The following is a 24,060-nucleotide window of genomic DNA, read 5'->3' as shown; positions in this document are numbered from 1 at the left end:
GAAAGCTGAAACTTCGTGTGATGGTTGATGTTGAATTGTGTGTCTGTGAAGACGAGGAAGTTGGCCAGGGCTTTTGATGGTCGGTATTTTTATTGTAGTTTTTAGGGTGTGCTTAGAATTATTGCTTATATTATCGCCTGACTTCACTGGATGGATTATGGCAAATAAATGTTATAATTATCTCGGGTAAATGCCGTATATTGACCTTTTCTCGCAAACCATCGTATCATGCAGAGTGGTGCGAAGTGGCTGCCGCGTGCCGGGGATGGCGCGTGGGCGGATGATGGCGAGAAGAGGGTGGCATGGCGCCAAGGGATGAACGGCCTTCCGGCGCGGAAGGTGGTGGTGAGGCTGGTGCGAATGGGGGTCAGGGAGGGCATCCGCCATCCATGAAGCCGCCGCCGACCTCCGTGCTCCAATCCGCCGGTGCCGCCAAGATTCTGGTTCCGGGCGGCAATCTTCTGGTCGAGGCCGAGTACGTCCGCCAGGGCGAAGATCTGGTTCTGGTTGGCGCCGATGGCTCGCGCGTGGTCATCAAGGGATATTTCGGTTCCGAGAATCCGCCGCCGCTGATCAGCGAATCCGGGGCCATGATCGATGCCGCGTTGGCCGGCAAACTGGCCGGCCCGCTGGCGCCGGGCCAGTACGCCCAGGCGGGGGGCGGCTCCGGCGCCACCGCCATCGGCAAGGTCGAGACCCTGGCCGGCACGGCCACCGCCAAGCGGGCCGACGGCACCGTCGTCGAGTTGCACAAGGGCGACAAGGTTTTCGAAGGCGACGTGCTGCAGACGCCCCAGGGCGGCGCGGTGGGCGTGGTGTTCGCCGACGGCACCACCATGTCGCTGGGCGAGAAGGGGCGGCTTGTCCTCGACCATCTGGCGTTCGATCCCGGCGCCAAGGTGGGCGAGGCCCAATTGTCGCTGATGTCGGGCTCCTTCGCCTTGGTGTCGGGCCAGATCGCCAAGGCGGCGCCCGATGCGCTGACGCTCAAGACCCCGACCATGACCGTGGGCATCCGCGGCACCGGTCTGGCGGGTAACGGCACCACGGTCGCCATGATGGCGGAAAAGGGCGGCGTGACCGGCGAGGTGTCGATCAGCACTCCCGGCGGCCAGACCATGACCCTGAACTCGGCCGGCGCGGCCGCCGTGGTCGGGCCGGGCGGCGCCATCACCCAGACGCAGATGTCACCCCTGCAGGTCATGCAGGTGGCGGGCACCGCCGCCGCCTCGCTGCCCAACGCCGCCAATCTGCTGTCCGCCGCCTTCAACCAGGCGGCCCAGCAGGTCCAGCAGCAGATCCAGCAACAGCAGCAGCAGCCGGTTCCGCCGCCGCCGCCGCCCGCTCCGTCCGGCCCCGAGGGGAACGCCGCCGCGGCGCAAGCGGTGCAGCAGGCCAACGCCGCCCTGGCGGCCCAGGCGGAAAAGCAGATCGCCGGCCTGAAGCAGTTCTTCCAGCAACTGGCGCTTCAGGCGCGCGATACCGGCATCGCCGAGGCGCATCGGGCCTTCGAGGATCTGGCCGGTCAGCGGGCGGGGGCGGATGCCGCCGCCGCCAAACAGGCAGAGGCCTTGCGCGACAGCGCCCTGGCCCACAAGGCGCTGGCGGTGTCCTACGCCGACCAGGCCGTCACCTATGCCGCGACGAACGACACCTTCAACGCCAAGCAGGCCCTGGCCAACGCCCTGGCAGAGGCCAATCTGGCCAAGGCGGATGCCGCCCAGGCCCAGACTGTGGCCGCGGGCCACGGCCCGGCCGCGCTGAACGCCGCCCAAGCCGCCTCCCAGGCCTACAGCGACGCCAATACCGCGTACGGCGTCGCCGTCGGCGCCATGGACAACGCCACCGGCGCTTCGGCGGTGAAGTGGACGGACAACTCGGCCATCGACGCCCGCGTGGCCGCCGACGCGGCCTTGGTGACCGCCAAGTCCAAGGCGACCGAAGCCCACGACGCGGCCATCGTTGCCGCCAAGGACGTCAGCGCCAAGCTCGCCGCCCTGGAAGACCCCATGGTCCGGGCGGCGGCGGCGGCGGCCGAGGAAGCGGTGGTGCGCGCTGGCCGCGACGACATGCTGAGCAATTATCTCACCTCGGCATCGGGCTATCTCAGTCTCGAGGTTCCCGCCAAGACCGTGCCCACCGGCTGGACCCCGGCCCAGGCGCAACTGGCCCTGAACGGCTACGATGTGGCGGGGAACCCCCAGAATTATGGGGCCACCGATCTCGCCAAGATTTCTGCCCTGGAACAGGCGCTGGCGGTGGCCGACCGCTTCGCCTACGGCCAGGACGCATCCCAGGACGGCATTCCCGACCCTCTGCTGGCGGTGTGGCGCGGGGCGCTGGACCAGGCCTCGGCGGCGCTGACCACGGCCAGTTCCGCGACCCTGGCCGCGTCTCAGGCACTGGAGGCGGCCCAGGCCGCCCTGGCCCTGGCCGAACAGACGGCGGCCTCGTCCGCCCTGGCCTATGCCACCGCCGAATCCGCGGTGGCGTCCGCCGCCTATGACGACGGCGTCGCCACCGGTACCGAGCGCGCCGCCGAAGCCTCGTGGCAGGCCCAGACCGACGCCAAGCTGACCAGCGCGCTGGACGACATCAAGCTCGAACTGGTGAAGGCGGCGGCGGCGGCCACCAATGCCACAACCGACGCAACCGATGCGAACGCTGCCGCGGCTGGATTCAATCAGTTCAATGTGGCGGCCGCAGGGGCCGCCCGCGATCACGCCGACCTTCAGGTGACGGCGGCCACCAATGCCCAGGCCAAGGCCGCCAGCCTGCTGGGCGCCGCCGAGACGGCGCTGAAGGCCTATGGCCTCAATACCGACGGCAGCGCCAATTCCACCGATCCCACCCATATCGCCAACGCTCTGGCTTCCAGCCAGGCGGCGGTGACCGCCGGTCAGAAGTCGGCCCTGGCCGCCTATCAGCAGGCCGCCGCCATCAAGGCGGAAATCGATCAGAAGGTTCAGGTCACGGTCCAGCAGGATCAGGTGGCCAACCAGGCCTATGACCGGGCCGTGGCCTTCCAGACCGGCGGCGAGGCCGTTCTGTACGACGCTGCCGTCACCGCCACCGCCAATGCCGCCAGCGCCGCCAACAGCGCGGCGGCCGCCCGCGATTCCATCGCCAAGATTCTCGACGAGGTGCTGGCCGCCCAGCCGCCGTCCAATATCACCGGATCGGCGCTCGCCCAGTACAATACCCAGAAGGCGACGCTGGTCTCCGCGCTGCAGAGCAAATACAACGACGCCGCCGCCGACGCCCAATCGGCCAACGCCGCCTATGGCAATGCCAAGACGGCCTCGGACGCCTTGGGGGCGACATACAGCCACGGCAGCTACAACGTCACCAACGTCCAGACCGCCATCACGGAATCGAACAGTGCGGCCAATTACGCCAAGCTGGCCACGGCGCTGGTGGCGGCGGCGGCCAATGACAAGTCGGCCCTGAGCACCATCGCCGCCGATGCCGCGGCGGCCCAGTCGCGCACCGATGATGTGGCGGCGGCCCTGGCGGCCAAGACCTCGGCGTTGGCCGCCTACAATTCCGCCCTGACCATCAAGAATGCGCTGACCGACCAGTACGCGGCCATTTCCACCGCGCTGGGCAGTTCGGCCGATTCCACCGACTCCACTTTGTGGGGGCGTTACAATCTGGCCCTGGCCGCCAAGAATGCCGCCGCCGCCAGCAATGATTCCCAGGCCGCCAAGGTGGCTGCCGCCGCCTTCAACCTGATCGGCGCTCCCGACGGCACCGGCGCCCTGGCCCAGGCCATCGCCGCCAAGGCGGCGGCCGCCTCGGCGCTGGCGTCGGTCACCACCCAGACGGCGGCGGCCCTGACCGCCAGTTCGTCCGCGACCACCGCCTATGACGATGCGGTTGCCGCCAACACCGCGGGCACCTCCACCGCCAAGGCGCTGGGCCAGGCCAACCAGGCTCTCACCCTGGCGGAATCGGCGGCCAGCCAGTCGGTCACCTTCCAGGGCAATTTCGCCACCGCCCAGGCCAGCTTTTCCAGCACGTCGACCACCATCGCCACCCAGGAAGGGGTGGTGCTGGCCGCCAAGGCCAAGGGTGATCTGGCCAACACCGCCCGCGCGGCGGCCGACAGCGCCGCCACCTTGGCCACCGACGCCCAGGTGCAGGCCAAGGCCGCCCAGACCGCCGCCGACAATTCGGTGGCGACCCCGTCCAACGCCTCGGCCAACCTCGCCACCGCCAGCAGCAAGACCGTCACCGCCAAGTCCGACGCCGACAGTGTGCTCACCCACATGGATACGGCGGTCGACAGCGCCATCAACTCGGCCGCCGGCAATCCCACGGCGGTCACCGGCGCTCTGTCCACGGCGCGCACCAATATCAAGGCCTACGATTCCGCCGTTGACGCGCTGGACGTCAAATTGGCCAATCACACGGCGGTTCAGGCCGATTACGACGCCGTTTCCACGGCCGCCGCCACGGTGGCCACCAATCTGACGGCGGTGCAGTCGGCGCTGTCGGCCGCCGGCAGCAATGCGGGCGCCACCGCCGCCGAGGCCTACCGCGCCCTGCAGGCGGCCAATAACGCCTCGCAGGCCTACAACTCTGCGCTGCAGTACCGGGCGACCACGGACGGCATCGCCCAGGCGGCGGTGGCCGACGCCATCAATTTCTATCAGAAGGCCTACACCAACGCCCTGGCCTCGGCGGCGGCGTCGCTGAAGCAGGCCCAGGATTTCGAGGCGGCGGCCGCCGTCTCGCTGGCGACCACCCACGCCAATTACGTGGATCTGGCCGCCTTCGTGCCCACCGCCAACACCACCCTGGCGGGCCTCAGTCTCGGCACGCTTTCCACCGACGCCACCAGCGGCTACGTGGCCAAGGCCCTGGCCGCCGACACGTCGGCCACCACCGCCTACAATTTGGCCCACAACGCCGCCGTTTCGGCCCAGGCCGCTACCAGCGGCCTGAGTTTCAACAGCACCGACGCCGCCACGGCGCTGGCCTCGTTCCAGGCGGCCAACGCCGCCGCCACGGCCGCCGCCAATTACGCCAAGACCGCCAAGGGCCAGGCGGCGGCGGCGGCCCAGTACGCCAGTTCGTCCAGTTCGCTCGATACCCAGGCTCATTCCGACTACGACAAGCTGTACCAGGACGGGCAGAAGGCCATCGCCCAGGCCGCCGCCAACGCCGCCCCGGTGGCCGTGGCCGATACCGGCGCCTCGCTGTTCTCCAACGGCACCAAGGTCATCGACGTCCTGGCCAACGACACCCGCCGCGACGGCAATCTGCTGCTGGATTTCACCACCAACAAGAACACCGACGGCTCGGCCGCGACGGTGGCCATCACCGCCGTCAGCGCCGCCGGCCACGGCACCGTGTCGGTGGTCACCCAGAGCGGTCATCAGCAGATTCTGTACACCCCCACCCAGGGCTATGTGGGGACCGACACCTTCACCTACACCGTCGCCAACACGGTCAACGGCACCACCACCTACGCCTCGGCGACGGTCTCGCTCACCGTCAACCAGTCGCCCAATACCGCCCCGGTGGCGGTTGCCGACACCGCGACGACCGCCAATGACAGTGCGGTCACCACCATCAACGTCCTGGCCAACGACACCGACGCCGATTCCGGCGACACCAAGACCCTGGTCTCGGTCAGCCAGGGCGCCAAGGGCGGCACCACCGCCATCGTCGGCGGGCAGGTGCAGTACACGCCCAAGGGCTTCGCCTCCCTGGCCGCCGGCCAGACCGGCACCGACAGCTTCACCTACACCATGAAGGACGCCGCCGGCGCCACCAGCACCGCCACGGTGACGGTGACGGTGACCGGCACCAACGACGCCCCGGTGTCGGCCAACGCGGCGTTCCAGGGCCTGTCGGGCGCCACCTACAAGTTCACCGCCAGCGACTTCACCACACAGGTCAGCGACGTCGATTCCGGTGATTCCCTGAAGGCCATCAAGATCATTCAACTGCCGGGCAGCGGCACGCTGAGGCTGAACGGCAACCTCGTCCAGGCCGGCGACACCATCCTGGCCTCGCAACTGGGCAAGCTCACCTTCGACGGCGCCAATTCGTCGTGGACCGGCACCACCACCTTCCAGTGGCAGGCCGTCGACCAGAGCAACGCCACCTCGGCGACCTCGACCGCCTCGGTCACCTTCGCCATCTCCAAGCAGGTTCTGACCGGCACCGCCAATGCGGATACCCTGGCCGGTCTGGCCGGTGACGACACCATCACCGGTGGCGGCGGTGCCGACATTCTGAGCGGCGGGGCCGGGGCCGATACCTTCCGCTATCTCGCCAAGACCGATTCCACCGCTGCCGCCGCCGACGTCATCGGCGACTTCGCCAGCGGCAGCGACAAGCTGAGCTTCGTCGGCGCCGCCGGCATGTCCGTGGTCCAGGGCGCCTATACCTTTGACACCAACGTCACGACCACAATCGCCAATATCGTTGGCGATACGCGTCTGCGCGACACCGCGGTGTTCTTCACCAGCGGCGGCAACGGCTGGATCTACGTCAAGGGCGACGGCACCGGCGTCAGCTTCGATGGCACCCTGATCCAGCTGACCGGCGTCACCTCGGCGCTGACCGCCGCCGACTTGGGCTTTTCCACTGTCCGCATGCTGGGCACCACCGGCAATCAGACCCTGAACGGCAGCGCCGGGAACGAGGTGTTCGTGCCGGCCGGCGGCACCGATGTGGTGGTGGGCGGCGGCGGCACCGACCGCCTGGCCCTGCCGGTGGATGCGGTGGTCAGCGCCGTGACCGCCAGCAGCGGCAACGACGATCTGGTCTTCACCTATACGGGCGGCACCAGCGGCGGCGGCACCGTCACCGTCCAGAACCATTTCCTGTCCAGCGGCTATGTGGGCGAGGTGCGGGCCGATTTCGGCACCGGGCTGAAGCTTTACACCGTCGGCAGCACCAAGGGCTCGGCCGGCACCACCGGCAACGACCTGATGGTGACGGTCAGCGCCGCGACGCTGAGTGGCGGCGTCGGCGACGACGCCATCTTCGGCGGCGCCAATGCCGACACCCTGATCGGCGGTGCCGGGGCCGACGCCCTGAACGGCGGCGCGGGGGCCGACGTCTACGTCTACACCAGCGCCAGCGATTCGACCCTGACCAGCATGGATGCCGTCGCCTTCGCCAGCGGCGACAAGATCAGCTTCACCGGCATGGCCGGCATGAATCTGCGGGCCGGCACCTATACCCTCGCCACCGATGTCGCCGGCACGGTGACCGCCATCAAGAACGACGCTTCGGTGAGCAACGCCATCGTCCAGTTCACCTCCGGCGGCGACGGCTATGTCTACGTCAAGGGCAGCGGCTCGGTGGGCTCGACCAGCTATGACGGCACCCTGATCAAGCTGACCGGAGCGGCCGGCAACCTGCCGGTGCTCGGCGATTATTCCGGCCCGACCGGCATGCTCGGCACCAGCGGCGCCGACAGCTTCGCCGCCACGGCGGGCGGCACCCTCAACCTGACCGGCTTCGCCAGCGGCACCGACCAGATCACCATGAGCGGGGCGGCGGGCTATCGCCTCCAGCGCGAGGCCTACTCCTTCACCAACGACCCCGCCACCACCCAGGGCAACATCAACACCGACGCCAAGGTGGCGGCCGGTACCATCGTGTTCTTCACCAACGGCACCGATGGCTGGCTGGCGGTGAAGGGGGCGGGGACCGGCACCACCTTCAACAACACCCTGATCAAGCTGTCGGGCGTGACCACCACTCCGGCGTCCAGCAGCCTGCCTGCCGTGGTCGGCGAGCTGATCTCGGGCACCACCGGGACCGACACCCTGACCGGCAGCAGCGGCGACGACATCTTCCGCTACCAGGGCGGCAACGACGTGCTGAACGGCGGCAGCGGCACCGACATCCTGGCGCTGGGCACCGACCGCATGGTCAAGGGCTTCGCCGGGGCGGGGGCCAGCGGCGTCACCCTGGCGGTGGGCACCACCGGCGACGAGGTGGTCGGCGGCTACGTCACCGTGTCGGGAATCGAAAAGATCCAGACCGACATGGTCAAGGCCGACGGCACCGTCACCAAGGGCGCCACCCTGACCCTGGCCGGGTCCCTGGGCGCCAACGGTTCGGATGGAGTCGACGACCTGATCGCGGCGGCCGGCGCCGTCGATGGGGCGACCCTGGACGGCGGTTCCGGCAACGACATCGTGGTCGGTTCGGCCAAGGCGGACGTGCTGCTGGGCGGTCTTGGCGACGACGTGCTGATCGGCTATGGCGGCAACGACACCCTGGCCGGCGGCCAGGGCGCCGACGTGCTGCAGGGCGACGGCGGCGGCGCCACGCCCGGCGCCGACGTCTTCCGCTACGATTCCGCCCTGGATTCCACCTCCGCCAACACCGACCTGATCCGCGACTTCACCCCCGGCCAGGACAAGATCGCCTTCACCGGCATGGCTGGGATCAGCTATTCGTCGACTCCGTTCGCCTTCACCACCGACGTCGCCACCACCATCGGCAATATAGCGACGTCCGGCCCGGCCAATTCCGTGGTGTTCTTCACCAACGGCAGCGACGGCTGGCTGTATGTGAAGGGGGCGGGCACCGGCACCGACTTCAGCGGCACCCTGATCCGCCTGCAGGGCGTCACCAAGCAGCCCTCGCTGGGCGATCTGGTGGGGCCGTCCGGCTATCTGGGCACGTCGGGCGCCGACATCATGGTGGGCGGCACCGGCGCCGATATCCTGAGCGGCCTGGGCGGCGCCGACACCCTGACCGGCGGCCAGGGCGCCGACACATTGAGCGGCGGCGGCGGTACCGACGGAAACGTCTTCGTCTACAATTCGGCGCTGGATTCCACCACCACCGCCACCGACACCATCACCGATTTCGCGCTGGGCTACGACAGGATCAGCCTGGTGGGCGGCGCCGGCTATGTCCTGAAGGCGGCCGCCTATACCGCAATCGTCAGCGGCAATCCGGCGGGAACCGCCGCCGCCATCGCCGGCGACGCGACGATCGCCAGCGGCTCCATCGTGTTCTTCACCGAGGGTTCCGACGGCTGGATCTACATCAAGGGCAACGGCTCGGGCTCCATCGGCTTCAACGGCACGCTGATCAAGCTGGCGGGCGTCACCACCGTGCCGTCCGCCGCCCATTTCCCCGGCTCGGTGGTGGGCGAGGTTCTCGGCACCAGCGGCGCCGACGTCATGGTCGGCGGTTCAGGCCCCGACATCCTGAGCGGTTTGGGCGGTAACGACACCCTGACCGGCGGCATGGGCTCCGACACCCTGACCGGCGGCAGCGGAGCCGACCGCTTCCTGTACACGACGGCCCAGGATTCCAGCCGTAACGCGCCCGACATCATCACCGATTTCACCTCGGGCAGCGATACCATCGAACTGGTGGGTGCGGCCGGCTACAAGTTCAACAACGCGCCCTATACCTTCGCGACCAGTGCCGCCGCCACCGCCTCGGCGGCCGCCGCCGATTTGGGCGTTCCCGCCAATACCATCCTGTTCTTCACCAACGGCACCGACGGCTGGGTGTACGTGAAGGGCGCCGGTACCGGTTCGACCAGCTACAACGACACCCTGATCAAGCTCTCGGGCGTCACCACCTCGCCGGTGGCCGCCGACTTCCCCGGCGCCGTGGCGGGCCAGTTCACCCTGGGCACCTCGGCCGCCGATACCCTGACCGGCACCAGCGGCGTGGACGAGATCAACGCGGCCGCCGGCAACGACACCATCACCGGCGGCGGCGGGGCCGATACCCTGACCGGCGGGGCCGGGGCGGATACCTTCCGCTATGTGGCGGCGACGGATTCCACCGTCGCGGCCCCCGACGTCATCGCCGATTTCACCACGGGCACCGACAAGATCGAACTGGCGGGGGCCGCCGGCTACAGCCTGCAGCGGAGCTACGCCCTGGACACCACCGGGGCCACCCTCGCCGCCAAGCTGACCAACACCATCGCCACCATCAACGCCGATACCAAGATGGGCGATGCGGTGGTGTTCCTCACCGACGGTTCCAACGGCTGGCTTTATGTGCGTGGTGCGGGAACCGGAACGTCCTTTGCGGGAACCTTCATCAGCCTGACGGGCGTGACCACCTCGCCCCAGGTCAGCGACTTCATCGGCGTCGCCGGCGCGCAGATTCAGGGCACCATCAATGCCGATGTGATCGTCGGCTCCAGCCTGCCCGACATCATCGTCGGCGGCGCGGGCGCCGACACCCTGACCGGCGGAGCCGGGGCGGACACCTTCCGGCTGCGCGACGGCACGGAATCGACCGGTTCCGCGACAGACATCATCACCGATTTCGTTTCCGGCACCGACAAGATCGACTTGATTGGCGCCGGCTACAAGCTGGTGCACGGGCGCTATCCCATTTCCACCGGCGCCACCACGGCGGCCAAGGTCGCCAACACGGTGGCCGCCGTCAACGCGGATTCCTCCATTTCCAGCGGCGTGGTGTTCTTCACCGACGGCACCGACGGCTGGATGATGGTCAAGGGGGCGGGTACCGGCTCGACCAGCTATGCCGGGACGCTGGTCAAGCTTTCCGGCGTGACCACCGGACTGGCCGCCGCCGACGTGATGGGGCTTACCGGCGCCACCTCCGCCGACAAGCAGCTTCTGCTGGCGTCGGCGAGCGACATCGCCGCCACCAACATCAATCTGACGGGAAGCAGCGGATCGGTCACCGTGCTGGCCTCGTCGCCGGGCGATTCCTACACCTATGCCCTGACCGACGGCACCACCACCAGCAGCATTCTGACCACCGCGCTCGGCACGGTGACCATCAACGGGACCACCGGCCAGTATACCTTCACGCCCAGCACCACGACCGCCGCCCTGCCCATCGGCTCGACGGGCATGGGGACGTTCTCGATCGTGGCGACGGAGACGGGCAGCGGCGCGACCAAGCTGCTGACCCCCACCATCAATCTGACGTCGCCATCGACCGGTACCGTCGCCAGCGAAACCTTCCACAGCAGCAGCGCCAACGACACCATCATCGGTGGCGGCGGCAGCGACACCGTGGTCTATTCCCTGGGGGCGGGAACCTATGGTCTGGCCGCCAATACCGGCGGTACCGTGACGGTCGCCGGCACCTCGGAAGGCACCGACACCCTGGTGGGGATCAGCACGCTGGCCTTCGCGGGCGGAAGCAGTCCGATCGGCATCAGCGGCACCAATGGCGACCAGACCCTGACCGGCGGGACCGGAAGCGATACCCTCACCCTGCTCGGCGGCTTCAAGGGCGTCAGCCTCGGTGGCGGCGACGATCGGGTGGTGCTCTCGGCCAGCCAACTCGGGTCCATGAGTCTGCTGAGCGGCGGTGCGGGCAATGACACCCTGGTGCTGACCGGTATGGCCGGCACGGTGGCGGATACGGCCCTGGCCGGCATCAGCCACGATTTCGAAACCCTGATGATCTCGGGCGGCACCGCCGCGGTTTCGCTGTCCTATGGCACCAATGCCGCGGCCATCGGTTTGCAGGTGATCGATGCCTCGATGATGAGCGCTTCGGTCACCGCCACGGTGGCCTCCGGCCTGTCGGGCAACCTGACCGTTATCGGCGGCAGCGGGGCCGATACCTATGTGGCGCCGGCCAATGCTTCGGGCACCCTCACCATCATCGACACCGCCGGCGTCAACGTGCTGGACGGTTCTCTGGTCGGAGATGCCGGTCTGCGCGGCGCCCAGCAGGTGGGCAATGATCTGGTCATCGACCTTACGGGGAACGCCGGTGGCGGCCAGCTTGTGGTCAAGAACCAATTCGCCGGGGCCGGCATCGACCACATCTATACCGGTTCCACCCATTCCCCCACCGTCAAGGTGGCAAGTTCGCTCACGGGCGGCACCCTGAGCGGTACCGCCGGGGACGATATCTTCGCCTTCAATTCCGCCGTGACCACCATGATCGGCGGCAACGGCGAGGACATGTTCTTCGCGGGCGCGGCCAATCAGGTCATTTATGGCGATTCGACCATTGCCAGCGGCACCGGCAGCAACAAGCTCAGCTTCACCTATCTCACCGGTCCGGTGACGGCCTCGCTGGAATCCGGCGTGGCGACGCTGAACGGCGGCGGTACCTGGAACACCACGTTCTCCGACATCGACGAGCTGGAAGGCTCGAGCGCGGCGGACACCCTGACCGGACGCGGCACCGGCTGGTCGGCCCTGGAAGGCGGGGCGGGCAACGACGTCCTGACCGGCTCGGCCTCGGGGTCCGTCATGGCCAGCTACAAGCATGCCGGGGCGGGTGTCACCGTCAACCTCAGCGGCTCGGCCTGGAACGGCGCGTCGCCGGGCTGGGGCGTCGAATCCTATTACGTGGGCGGTGTCCTGACCTCGGGCACCGACACCCTGAACAACATCCACGGCGTCAAGGGCTCCGCCTTCGCCGACAAGATCAAGGGTGGCGACGACACCGCTTCCGGCGTCTATTACGACCTCGCCGGCGGCGGCGGGGCCGACACCCTGGTGGCGGGCGCCGGCAAGACCAACTTCCGCGTTGGTATCGCCGACAATGCCACGGTGACCGGCGGGGCGTCGTTCGACACCATCGCCTTCGACGGCTTCACTGCCGGAACGCTGAACAATGCGACCGCGTTCGCCCATGTGAGCGGCGTGGAGAGCCTTCGCCTGTCGGGCGGCACCGCCGCCCTGGCGGTGACCCTTGGCGCCACCGCCGCCGCCGATGGCGGCATCACGTCGGTGGAGGCCTATGGCAACAGCTCCGACGTCACGCTCAATGCCTCGGCGCGAGCCGGGGCGGTGACTCTTTCGGGCGGCCTCGGCAACGACACCTTCACCGGCGGTTCGGGCAACGATGCGCTGAACGGCGGCGCGGGCACGGACACCGCAATCTTCCACGGCAGCCTGTCGGGCTACCGCATCAGCGCCGCCAACGGTGCCGTCACGGTGACCGACACCAACACTGTGGACGGCAATGACGGTACCGATACCCTGACGGGGATCGAGACGCTGCAGTTCGGCGATGGGACGGTGTCGGTGGTTTCCACCTCCACCACGGTAGCGGGTTCGGCGATCGAATTTCCGAGCGGATCCTATATTTCCGCCCCCTCCATCCGCAGCACAGCCAGCACCGGCGATCAGGTGTCGGTGTCCTTCGACATGAAATGGACGGTCAATACCGCCGACAGGATGATGCCGGTCAGTTTCGGCAGCTACAACCTGATGATCTGGGACAATAAGCTTGGCTTCTGCACCCTTCAGGGGGGGGATTCCTATGGCATCACCGGGATCGATGCCATGGCCGGAAGCTGGCATACCATTACAGCCGTGTTCACCCAGGGGAACGTCGCCGCCAACAAGCTGTATATCGACGGCGTCGAAATGACGATTTCCCAGCTGTACGCGGGATATCCGCCCAATAACAGCAATGCCAACATCACGACCACGCTCAGCGTCGGCGTCGGCCTCACCAACGGCAGCTACCCGTTCAATGGCCAGATCGCCAATATCCAGTTGCACAATCGGGCATTGAGTGCGGCGGAGGCGGTGCAGATCGACCAGGGCCAGGTCATCAACAGCGGCCTGGTGACGCATTACGACTTCTCCGGCGCTTCGCCCTTCAATGACCTGTCTGGCAACAACCACACGGCGACCCCGCTTGGTACCGCATCGCCGGTCATTGTCTCCGGTCCTCCCCACAGCATCCCGTCCTTGGCCCTCATGGGCGGGACCGGCGCCGACACGCTGGACGTCGGAACCGGTTTCGCCACCATCGACGCCGGCGACGGCAACGACGTCATCAAGATGAGCGCCGCCGACCTTCAGGCCGCTTCGACGGTGGCCGGTGGCCTGGGCAGCGACACCCTGGTGGTGTCGGGCGGCGGCACCCTGGGGCCGAGCGACTTCAGCAAGCTTTCGGGCATCGAGAAGATTTCCTTCGCCGGTTCCGGTCCCTTCACCCTGGTGGGCGGATCGGGGGCCGATACCGTCTCCGGCAGTTCGGGCAACGACCTGTTCGACGGCGGGGCCGGGGCCGACGGCATGGTGTTGAGCGGCGCCATGGCCGGCTATCGCCTGGCCGTGTCCGGCAACTCGATCAAGGTCGCCGACGTCAACACCGTCGATGGCAGTGACGGCACCGATTCCCTGCGCAATGTGGAGACGCTGCACTTCTCTGACGGCAGCCTCTCCATCTCGGGCGGCGTCTCGGTCAGCGCCACCGGCGCGGCCACCCTGGTCAACACCTTTGTCACCGACAACCAGTGGCGGTCGGCGGTCACCGGGCTGAAGACCGGCGGCTATGTGGTCACCTGGGACAGCGCCAATCAGAACGGGGACAGCCTCACCGGCGTCTACGGGCAGGTTTACAATGCCGACGGTACGCCGCTCGGCGGCGAGATCCACCTGAACACCTATTATACCGGCGACCAATGGTCCGTCCATGTGGCCCCCCTCGACAATGGCGGCTTCATGGCCGTCTGGCACAGCGGCGGCCAGGACGGCAGCAATTACGGCACCTATGGCCGGATCTACGGTGCCGATGGTTCTCCCGTCGCCGACGAATTCCGCATCAACGATCAGGCTTCTGGTTGGCAGGGCTGGCCCGAGGTGACGGAACTGGCCAACGGCAATATCGCCGTGGTGTTTTCGGCTGCGGATTCCTATGGCGGGCAGACCTTCACCGGCCAGAAGATGAGCTTCGCCAAGGTCTATGCCCCAGACGGCTCGGTCGTGGTCAACGAATTCCCGGTCTCGACCTCCCACCTCTGTTCCAGTGGGACCGATGCCACACCAACCATCGCGGCGCTGTCCGATGGCGGATTCGTGGTTTCCTGGAGCACCGGCGGCGGTGCCACCGCGGACGTTTTCGCTCATCGCTTCAATGCTTTGGGCCAATCCCAGGGCGGCGACATCGCGGTCAATACCACCACGGCGTCCGACCAGTGGGCCCAGAAGGTGGTCGGGCTGGCCGGCGGCGGCTTCGCCGTGGTCTGGCACAGCTTGGGCCAGGACGGAGCGAGCAATTTTGGCGTCATCGGCCGGATCTTCGACGCCAGCGGCAATCCGGCCAGCAGCGAGTTCATCGTCAACACCACCACCACCGGCTGGCAGGCCTATCCCGTCATCACGGCGCTGCCCGACGGCGGCTTCCTGGCGGTGTGGGACAGCACGACGGATAATGTGAACCACAATGTCTACGCCCAGCGTTTCGACGCCCTGGGCGGAAAGCTGGGCGGCGAGATCGCCGTCACCAGCGATGCGTCCTACACCGGCGAGCGCCATCCCGCCGTCACCACCCTGGCCGACGGCAGCGTGGAGATCACCTGGACCGGGGCGGATGCCAGTGGCAGCGGCACCTACTCCCGCCACTTCGCGGTGGACTATGCCACCATCACCGGCGGGGCCGGCAACGACACCATCTACCTCAATGGTGGCCATGTGGCCGTTCTGGACGGCGGGGCCGGCAGCGACCGGCTGGTGGGCGATGCGGGGGCCAATACCTTCAAGCTGACCGACCTGTCCAGCGGCGACACGGTGACCGGCGGGGCGGGCGACGATTCCCTGATGCTGTCCATCACCGGTACCGCCTCGGTGAGCATGGCGGATTCCGCCTTCACCAATGTGAGCGGCATCGAGACCCTGGACCTGGACGCCATGACGGCGACCACCCTGACCCTGGGCACCAATGCCACCGCCGCCGGTATCGGCATGGTCGACGCGTCGGGCTCCAGCGCCGGCGTAACCGTCAACCACGCCGGCGGCACCAACACGCTGTACATCTTCGGCGGCGCGGGCAACGACACCATTACCGGCTCGACCCTGGCCCCCGGTGCGGGGGACGTGGTGGACTTCAGCCATGCCACCGGCACGCTTTCCGTCAACCTGACCACCGGGACCGCTTCGGGGATCGGCGTCGGCACCGACACGCTCGGCAACATCCATGCCGTGGTCGGCGGCAATTACGGCAACACCCTGATCGGCTCGTCGGGTTCGGACATGTTCTTCCTGGTCAACAGCACGGCGCTGGGGGCCAACAACACCTTCATCGGCGGCCAGGGCGCCGATTCTCTGACCTTCAACGCCACCATGGACCTGCGGGGCGCCTCGGTGTCGGGAATCGAGGCGATCGATTCGCTCGGCCCCCTCAATCTGACCGTCGGCATGACGCAGCTGGTGGCCTGGAAGAACTCCGTCCTGGCCGAGGCAACCGGGCAGGCCATGATCGATTTCGGCAGCTATGCCGGCGCCAAGTCGCTGACCGTCACCGTGGACGGGGCGGGCAGCCTGAACGACATGGTGGCCTCGGGTCAGCTGGTGCTGAACAATCTGGCCGCCACCGATCGTCTGGTGATCGATGGCTCGGCCATGGGGACCGGCCTGACCCTGGTGGAGAACGCCGGGATGGCTCTCACCACCATCCTGGGGGGCAGCGGTGGCGACACCCTGACCCTGGCCACCGGCTTCACCGCCGAGGCGGGCACCACGCTCAACGGCAATGCGGGCGCCGATACCCTTATCCTGGGCGGCGGCGGCGGCTTCTACGACCTCAATCTGGCAATCATCAGCAATTTCGAGACCCTGACCGCCGGGGTGGGCGCCACCACCCTGTCCGTCGGCATGGGACAACTGGCCGGTCTGGCCATCAACGGCGGCGGCACCGGGACGGCGCTGACCCTTGACCTGCACCTGCCCAATGGCGGCGCCACCTTCGACGCCAGCAGCCTCAATCTGGTGAATTGGGGGGCGGAGGATACGCTGCGCATCACCGGCGGCGGCGGCAACGACACCATCACCGGCTCGGCCCAGGGCGACGTCTTCGTGATGAGCGATGGCACCGACACCATCAACGGCGGCGGCGGTACCGACATCCTGGACCTCTACGGCATGACGGCCGGCGTCACCGCCGACCTTGCCTCGGGCACGGTGATCACCGGCAGCGGCACGACGGTGCTGAATTCCGTGGAAGGCTTCGCCGATACCGGCTTCGTCGATACCCTGACCGGCTCGGCGGGCAACGATCTGTTCCGCCTGCATGGGGAAGCTCACGAGGATGATATCGTCACCGGCGGCGCCGGCGGCGACACCGTGCAGCTTCTGGGGAATAGCGATCTGCAGGCGGTGAGCTTCTCCAGCATCGAGACCCTGGCCATCGGCGGCAGCTATGCCACGGTGGTGGTCGATACTTCGCAGTTCGGCGCCGGGCTGGCCAATACCCTTGCCCTGCAGAGCATCGGCCTGCCCACCGGCAGCTTGCTGGAAATCAACGTCGGTACCGCCGGCTTCAGCACCACCGGCTTCACCTACGCCAACTGGGGCTCGCTCACCGACTGGAACAGCCCCGACGGCAATTTCGTCAAGCTGAACGCCTCGTCCGCCTCGGGGGCGGTCACCCTGACCGGCGGCACCGGGGCCGAGTACATGTTCGGCTCCAGCTTCGCCGACACCATCCAGGCCGGCCAGGGCATGGACAAGGTCATCGCCGGCGGCGGCAACGACACCATCGTGCTTTACGCCAATGATTCGGTGAGCGGCGAGATCATCGACGGCGGCACCGGCAATGACACCATTCTGCTCAACGGCAGCAACGACCTGCGCGGTGTCGCCATCACCAACGTCGAGACGCTGAGCCTCAACGGCTACACCGCCTTCATGGATTACACGCGTCTGGCCACCCTGCCGGCGGGCGGCCTCACGGTCACCGGCAGCAGCGGCGTCGACCGGCTGGCCATCTATGGCGATGCCGTCGTGGGTACGGATTTCCGCACCAATCTCGGCTATCTCGGCTTCAGCGGCTTCAACTGGGCCGGCGGCGACCGGGTATCCTTCATCGGCGGTGACGGCGACGACATCCTGAAGTCCACGGCGCAGATGGACGTGCTGGATGCCGGCATGGGCAACGACACCCTGATCGCCACCGGCGGTGCCGACACCATGCTGGGCGGCGAGGGCGACGACGTCTTCGACTTCACCGTCGGAACCCTGAACGTCGGCACCAATTCCACCATCGACGGCGGCAACGGCTACGATACCCTGCTGCTCAGCGGCACCGGCCTGTCGGGCATTGGCAATTACTCCTTCGCCGGCGCCTATCTGACCCAGATCACCGGCATCGAGAAGGTCCAGCTGGGCACCGTCGCCAATTACTATTTCGACGGCGGCATGCTGAGCGGCCAGGCCATCGAGTTCGCGGGAACCAACGCCTATACCCTGAACCTTCAGGGGACGGCGACGGTAATGGATGCGTCGCAGTTCACCTTCACCGGCACCCAGCCGGCCAAGCTGAACTTCACGGTCACCGGCTCGTCCGCCGCCGATTACACCCTGGTGGGTCATGACGGCGCCGACAGCATGTCCGTCGTCACCTCGCTGACCGGCAACCACACCTTCACCGGTGGGCTGGGCAACGATACCATCGTCGGCAGCACGCTGAGCGTCGGCGACATCGCCGTCTATGCCGGCCCGGCCGCCGGCTACCGCATCGTCGGCGGTACCTATCTGATGGTGACCGACACCGACACGGCGAGCCTGAACGAGGGCACCGATTCCCTGAGCTCGGTGGATGTCCTGCGTTTCAGCGACACCACTCTGGGAATCGCCGGCAGCGACACCAATCTCACCGTGACCGGCGGCGTGGGCGGCGACACCTTCACCATCGGCAGCGGCGTGGTTTCGGTCGAGGGCGGCGCCGGCACCGACGTGGTCACCCTGGCCCATGCCACCAGCGCCAACACGGTGCTGGGCACCAGCGGCACTACCCTCACCGCCGTGGTGAGCGGCGTCACCACCACGCTCACCAATGTGGAGACCCTGGTCCTGTCGGACGGCGTCACCATTCAGGCCGGCTCCACCTCCATCATGGGCGGCAGCGGCAACGACGTCATCACGCTGGGCAGCGGCTTTACCTATGCCGATGGCGGTCTGGGCAACGACACCCTCACCGCGACGGGCGCGTCGCCCGTCACCCTGGACGGCGGATCGGGTTCGGACACCCTGATCGGCGGCAGCGGCAACGACATCCTTCGGCTGTCCGATCTCAGCGCCGCCGATTCGGTCGAGGGCGGGGCGGGGACCGATGTCCTGAAGCTGACCCTGTCGGGTACGACCGCCGTGACCATCGGCACCGCGGCCCTGGCCAATGTCCACAATGTGGAGGCGATGGCCCTGCAGGCCTCGGGCGCGGCCGTTTCCCTGACGGTGGGAGCGGGAGGGATCAACGCCCTGGACGCCGGCCTCAGCACCGCCAACGTGTATTTCAACGCCTCGGCCCTGGGCGTGGGCGCGACCTTCGCCGGCGGCAGCGGCGCCGACACCTTCGTCGGCGGCTCCGGCATCAACACCTTCTCCATCCAGGGCGCGGCCAACACCACCATCGCGGTGAGCGGCGGAACCACCACCGTCACCAAGAACGGCGGCGCGGCCGACACGCTTTCCGGCAGCAACATGTGGGTGGATTACGGCGCGGGCGACCACGTGTCGATGAATTCGGGCGCCAGCCAGATCATCGGCGCCATGGCCGACGACAACCTGCTGGTGGGCGCCGGGGTGACCTATGCCGACGGCAGCTTCGGCAACGACACCGTGACCCTGATGGCCGGCGGCCAGACCCTGGCCGTGGATGGCGTCGAGACCCTGATCGGCGGCACCGGCAATGACAAGGTGACGTGGAACGCCATGTTCACCGGCGGCTCCATCGACATGGGCGCCGGCAACGACACCCTGATTCTGACCAATTTGAACGCCAATACCCTGTCCGACGGGGCCTTCGCCAACGTCCACGGCGTCGAGACCCTGACCCTGGGGGGCGGGCTGTCCTCGGCCTCGCTCAGCCTGGGCGCCCAGGCGGCGGCGGCGGGCGTCAGCACCCTGAACGCCTCGGCCGCCACCGGCACGGTGAGCATCGACGCCTCGGCCTGGACCTCGAACCTGACCGTTCTGGCCGGCAGCGGCACCACCAGCGTGACCGGCGGCAGCGGCACCGGCGACGCGGTCAGCCTGCAATACGCCGAGAGCGCATCCACCATCAGCGCATCCGGCAGCACCCTGTCGGTGACCGGTGGCGGCTCGCTTTCCGCTTGGGGCGTCGAGCAGTTGCGCTTCAGCGACGGAAAGACCCTGGGGGTCGCCACCACGAACGGCACCGTCACTCTGACCGGCGGCAGCGGTGCCGATTCCATCAAGGTCAACAGCGGCATCACCAGCGTCGATGGCGGTCTGGGCAACGACACCATCACCTCGCTGATCACCGGCGGAACCATCTTCCTGGACGGCGGATCGGGTTCGGACACCCTGATCGGCGGCACGGGCTCCGAGATCATGCGGCTGTCCGATTTCAGCGGCACCGATTCCATCGAAGGCGGAGCCGGGTCCGACACCCTGACGCTGAGCTTCACGTCAGGGGGCGTCATCGCCGATACCGCTTTCGCCAATGTCCACGGCATCGAGTTCATGGCCGTGTCGGCGACCGGCGTGGCCACGTCCATCACCATGGGGACCGATGCGTTCAATTCCGGCATCCTGGCCGTCGATGCCCAGTTCTCCACGGTGGCCGTCACCCTGAACGCCCTGGGCGATTCCGCGGTGCAGACCCTGATCGGCGGTTCGGGGGCCGATACCCTGATCGCCGGCAGCGGCGGCGATACCCTGACCGGCAATTCGGGGGGCGACGTCTTCACCTTCAGCGCGGGCACCGTCTCGACGGCGGCGTCCACGGCGGTGGTCACCGACTTCGTCTCGGGAACCGACAAGATTGATCTGTCGGCCGGCGGCGCGCTGACCTATGTGCAGATCATGCCCTGGCAGGGCACGGCTTCGGCGACCGCCGCGCTGCTCAACAGCCTGGGGGCCGGCAACAAGGTCGGCTTCATGACCGATGGCACCAACGGCTGGCTGGCGGTCAAGGGCGGCACGCTGGACGGCACCCTGATCAAGCTGGCGGGCGTCACCACCTCGCCGGCCCAGGCCGATATCACCGGGGTCACCGGCGTCTATGGCGGCGCCAACCCCACCCTGAGCGCCGAGCATTACGCGGTGGCCTTCAACGGCCACAACAACCTGTCCTCGCTGGCCAATATCAGCACCCAGACCGACAACGTCACCATGGAGGCCTGGGTCAAGTGGGACGGCACCAACCACGGCAACGCCCAGTTCATCGCCTATACCGGTAACGGCTCGACCAGCGGCTATGGCCTCTATGCCAGCACGACCGGCGCGCTGGGCTTCATGACCGGCGGCGTGGTGGTGTCGGCGCCTTCCGCCGCCCAGCTGGTCGCCGGGCAGTGGCAGCACGTGGCGCTGGTGCGAGACAATGGCGTGTTCAGCATCAACCTGGACGGCGCGTCCTATTCGGTGCCCAGCGCCAGCGCACCCGTCAACGCCCTCAACGCGGGTGCCGACCGCACCTATGTGGGCAATGCCGGCAATGGCGGCAACGAGGGCTTCCACGGCGAGATCGCCGATTTCCGCCTGTGGAACACGGCACGGACCAGCGCCGAGATCTCGGCTTCCATGAACGACGTGGTGACCAGCGCCGATCCCGATTGGAGCGCCCTGGCCGCCTATTGGCGCATGAATGCCGGCAGCGGCGTCACCATCGCCGATTCCTCGGGCCACAATTATGTCGGCGTCTTCGACGGCGGCGGTCTGGCCGGTGCGGCCCAGGCCCAATGGATCGATGACGGCGCCTGGGCGCTGTCCAACACGGTGAACGGCCATGTGCTGGTGGATTCGGCACTGCCCACGACGCTCTCCATCGCCACCGGCTCCCTGGCGCCCGCCAATGGTTCGGTGACCATCAATTCCAACACCGGCGTCTGGCAGTACACCCGCAGCAATTACGGCGCGGCCAGCGACACCTTCGTGGTCAAGGCCGACAACGGCTTCGGCGGCGTCACCCAGCAGACCATCACCCTGTCGTTCAACGACCAGCCGGTCCTCAATGGGGCGAGCGTCAACGTGCCGTCCATCGGCGAGGACCCGGTGAGCAATCCCGGCACGCTGGTCTCCGCCCTGATGGCCGGGCAGGTGACCGATGCCCGGATGGCGTCCGTCCACGGCCTGGCCGTGGTCGATGCCTTCAGCCCCAATGGCGTCTGGCAGTACAGCCTTGACGGCGGCGGAACCTGGGCGGCCATGGGGAGCAACCGGTCGTCCAGTTCGGCCCTGGTCCTGGATGCCTCGGCCAAGGTGCGGTTCGTGCCCACTGCCGATTACAGCGGCAATGCCTCGTTCCTGTTCAAGGCGTGGGACGGCACCAACGGCGCGGTCAACGGCAGCCTGCAGGACACCAATGCCTATTCCGGCACGCTCAGCGCCTATTCCAGCACCCAGGCCACGGCCAATCTGACCATCGCCCCCGTCAACGACGCGCCGGTGGCGACGCCATCGGGCGGAACGGCCTCTTACGCCGAGGGAGCCGTGGGCGTCAGCCCGTTCGGCTCGGTCACCATCACCGACGTCGACAATCCCTCGCTGAGCAGCGCCACCATCGCCATCAGCGGCGCGATGACCGGCGACACCCTGTCCTTCGGCAACCTGTACGGCATCACCGGCAGCTATGCCAACGGCACCCTGATCCTGTCGGGCTCGGCGACCCTGGCCAATTACCGGGACGCCATCCGCTCGGTCACCTATTCCAATACCAGCGACACGCTGTCCAGCGGTCTGCGCAATATCAACCTGACGGTGAGTGACGGGACCACCTCCAGCAGCCCCATTTCTTCCACCATCACGGTGATCGGGGCCAACGACGCGCCGGTTCTTCCGCCTGTCGCGCTGTCCTTCGACGGTGTGAACGATATCGCGACGACGGCCTCCAATATGACGCTGACTGGCGGCCACGCCGTCGAGGCGATGATCAAGACCACAGCCGCCAATACCAGCTTTGCCGGCATCGTCAGCAGCAATTCCGCCTTTGCGGGCGGGTTCTTCCAGATGGTGATGAATTCCGGCAAGCTGGTGGTGCAGGTCAGCGACAACAACGGCCAGGGCTTCTATGCCACCAGCACCGTTGATATCAACGACGGCAACTGGCACAAGGTGGGCTTCAGCTACGACCATTCCGCCAAATCGGCCACCGTCTATGTGGATGGTGTCGCCTGTGGCACCGGCGAGAATTACGCCGGAATGTCGGCGCTGACCATCAACGCCCCCGTGATGCTGGGCGTGAACCGGATTTCCACCGGCTTCGTTCCGATCCAGATCGGCGAGGTGCGGGTTTGGAGCGCCACCCAATCGGGAGCCCAGATGGGGGCTGCATGGTCGCCTCTTGCCGGCAACGAAGCCAATCTGGCGGCGGATTGGACCTTCCCCATCGCCGACCCCACCTACAACAAGGTGGCGGGCGGCCCAGCCATGACTCTCGGTGCCGGAAGCGCGGCGCCGAGCGTGCTGAACAACGCTATTACGCTAGCCACCATCGCCGAGGACAGCGCACCGGACGGCGGCAATCTGATTTCCCTTCTGACCGCCTCATTAACCGATCCCGACGGTACCGGCCTGCCCATGGGCGTCGCGGTGACCAGTGCTTCGCTCACCAATGGTCATTGGGAGTACAGCACCAATGGCGGCGCCAGCTGGTCTGATTTCGGTACGGTGTCGACCAATCAGGCGCTGCTGCTGTCGTCCACCGACAAGGTCCGCTTCATTGCCGATCCCAACGCCAACGGCAATACCAGCTTCACTTGGCGAGCCTGGGACCAGACCTCCGGCACCCACGGCGCCAAGGTTGACACAACCATCAGTGGCGGCACATCGGCGTTCAGCACTGGTTTCGGCACGACCAGCCTAGCCATTACGCCGGTCAACGATGCGCCGGTGGTAACGGCAACCGCCGGGCCGCAATCACTGACCCTCGATGGTGTTAACGACGGCGTGTCGGTGTCCGGACTGCCGCAAACCTATCCTTTCACCGTTGGCCTGTGGGTCAAGACCGGAGTCAGCCAAGCGGCCAATACCGTCTTGATGCAGCAGTACGACAGCATGGGCATGGGCCAGGGCTTCAAGGTCGCGTTTGCCGGCGACGGCCAGACCCTGCAGGCGACCGCCTACTCCATGAGCGGCATGGGCGGCTCCATGCCGGTGAACGTATCCAACGCCACCAACCTTACCGATG

Annotated in this window: 1 protein-coding gene (cut by a window edge); it reads left to right on the top strand. The window is 67.3% G+C overall.

Annotated features, from left to right (window positions below; translation table 11 throughout):
- Window positions 1-389: 389 nt before the first annotated feature.
- Window positions 390-24,060: the 5' portion of a LamG-like jellyroll fold domain-containing protein gene (locus tag WV31_RS21285; protein ID WP_168185822.1), read on the top strand. 15,128 nt of this gene lie beyond the right edge of the window; only the first 23,671 of its 38,799 coding nucleotides appear in the window; the start codon lies at window positions 390-392; its stop codon lies beyond the right edge, outside the window.

Source organism: Magnetospirillum sp. ME-1, assembly GCF_002105535.1.
Lineage (GTDB): Bacteria > Pseudomonadota > Alphaproteobacteria > Rhodospirillales > Magnetospirillaceae > Phaeospirillum.
This window is presented reverse-complemented; position numbering and strand designations above follow the sequence as displayed.